Annotated in this window: 2 rRNA genes (1 of these 2 running past the window's edge); both read left to right on the top strand. The window is 56.4% G+C overall.

Annotated features, from left to right (window positions below):
* Positions 1-1,377: ribosomal RNA gene (locus KUM32_RS36720) — 23S ribosomal RNA — on the top strand (it extends 1,908 nt beyond the left edge of the window).
* Between the two features lie 73 nt (positions 1,378-1,450).
* Positions 1,451-1,567: ribosomal RNA gene (rrf, locus tag KUM32_RS36715) — 5S ribosomal RNA — on the top strand.
* The last annotated feature ends 244 nt before the right edge of the window (positions 1,568-1,811 follow it).

Below are 1,811 nucleotides of genomic sequence, written 5' to 3'. Positions count from 1 at the left end.
GAGCCGATTGTGGTGAAGTGGATGATCCTATGCTGTCGAGAAAAGCCTCTAGCGAGTTTCATGGCGGCCCGTACCCTAAACCGACTCAGGTGGTCAGGTAGAGAATACCGAGGCGTTCGGGTGAACTATGGTTAAGGAACTCGGCAAAATGCCCCCGTAACTTCGGGAGAAGGGGGGCCATTTCTGGTGATGGGCTTTGCGCCTTGAGCTGGGGGTGGCCGCAGAGACCAGCGAGAAGCGACTGTTTACTAAAAACACAGGTCCGTGCGAAGCCGTAAGGCGATGTATACGGACTGACGCCTGCCCGGTGCTGGAACGTTAAGGGGACCGGTTAGCTGACTTTCGGGTTGGCGAAGCTGAGAACTTAAGCGCCAGTAAACGGCGGTGGTAACTATAACCATCCTAAGGTAGCGAAATTCCTTGTCGGGTAAGTTCCGACCTGCACGAATGGCGTAACGACTTCTCGACTGTCTCAACCATAGGCCCGGTGAAATTGCATTACGAGTAAAGATGCTCGTTTCGCGCAGCAGGACGGAAAGACCCCGGGACCTTTACTATAGCTTGATATTGGTGTTCGGTTCGGCTTGTGTAGGATAGGTGGGAGACTGTGAAGCATGCACGCCAGTGTGTGTGGAGTCGTTGTTGAAATACCACTCTGGTCGTGCTGGATGTCTAACCTGGGTCCGTGATCCGGATCAGGGACAGTGTCTGGTGGGTAGTTTAACTGGGGCGGTTGCCTCCTAAAGGGTAACGGAGGCGCCCAAAGGTTCCCTCAGCCTGGTTGGCAATCAGGTGTTGAGTGTAAGTGCACAAGGGAGCTTGACTGTGAGACTGACGGGTCGAGCAGGGACGAAAGTCGGGACTAGTGATCCGGCGGTGGCTTGTGGAAGCGCCGTCGCTCAACGGATAAAAGGTACCCCGGGGATAACAGGCTGATCTTCCCCAAGAGTCCATATCGACGGGATGGTTTGGCACCTCGATGTCGGCTCGTCGCATCCTGGGGCTGGAGTCGGTCCCAAGGGTTGGGCTGTTCGCCCATTAAAGCGGTACGCGAGCTGGGTTTAGAACGTCGTGAGACAGTTCGGTCCCTATCCGCTGTGCGCGTAGGAGTCTTGAGAAGGGCTGTCCCTAGTACGAGAGGACCGGGACGGACGAACCTCTGGTGTGCCAGTTGTCCTGCCAAGGGCATGGCTGGTTGGCTACGTTCGGGAGGGATAACCGCTGAAAGCATCTAAGCGGGAAGCCTGCTTCGAGATGAGGGCTCCCACCCACTTGATGGGGTAAGGCTCCCAGTAGACGACTGGGTTGATAGGCCAGATATGGAAGCCTCGTAAGGGGTGGAGTTGACTGGTACTAATAGGCCGAGGGCTTGTCCTCAGTTGCTCGCGTTCACTGTGTTGGTTCTGAAGTAACGACTGTGTCATTGTCCGGTTGGTTTATTTCATAGTGTTTCGGTGGTTATTGCGTTAGGGAAACGCCCGGTTACATTCCGAACCCGGAAGCTAAGCCTTTCAGCGCCGATGGTACTGCAGGGGGGACCCTGTGGGAGAGTAGGACGCCGCCGAACTCCTTTTAGAAGAGCCTTGTGACGGATTTCGATCCGTCACAAGGCTCTTCTGCGTTTTAGGGCCGTCGCATGAGATTCCGGGGCGTTGGTTGCTGCCGTATGCCGGCTGGCTGTCAGCTAGGCGGGTTGTCGCCCTTCAATAAGTGGTGCGGCAGGCGGCAGACTGGGCGGATGGCTGATCAGAGCGTGGAAGCACCGGACGGTTACGTATCGCACGGTGTGCGGACGGTGCGTTGGGAAGCGT

The organism is Streptomyces sp. AC627_RSS907 (assembly GCF_019049165.1).
The sequence above is the reverse complement of the archived record's forward strand: the minus strand, read 5'-3'. Positions and strand labels throughout refer to the sequence as shown.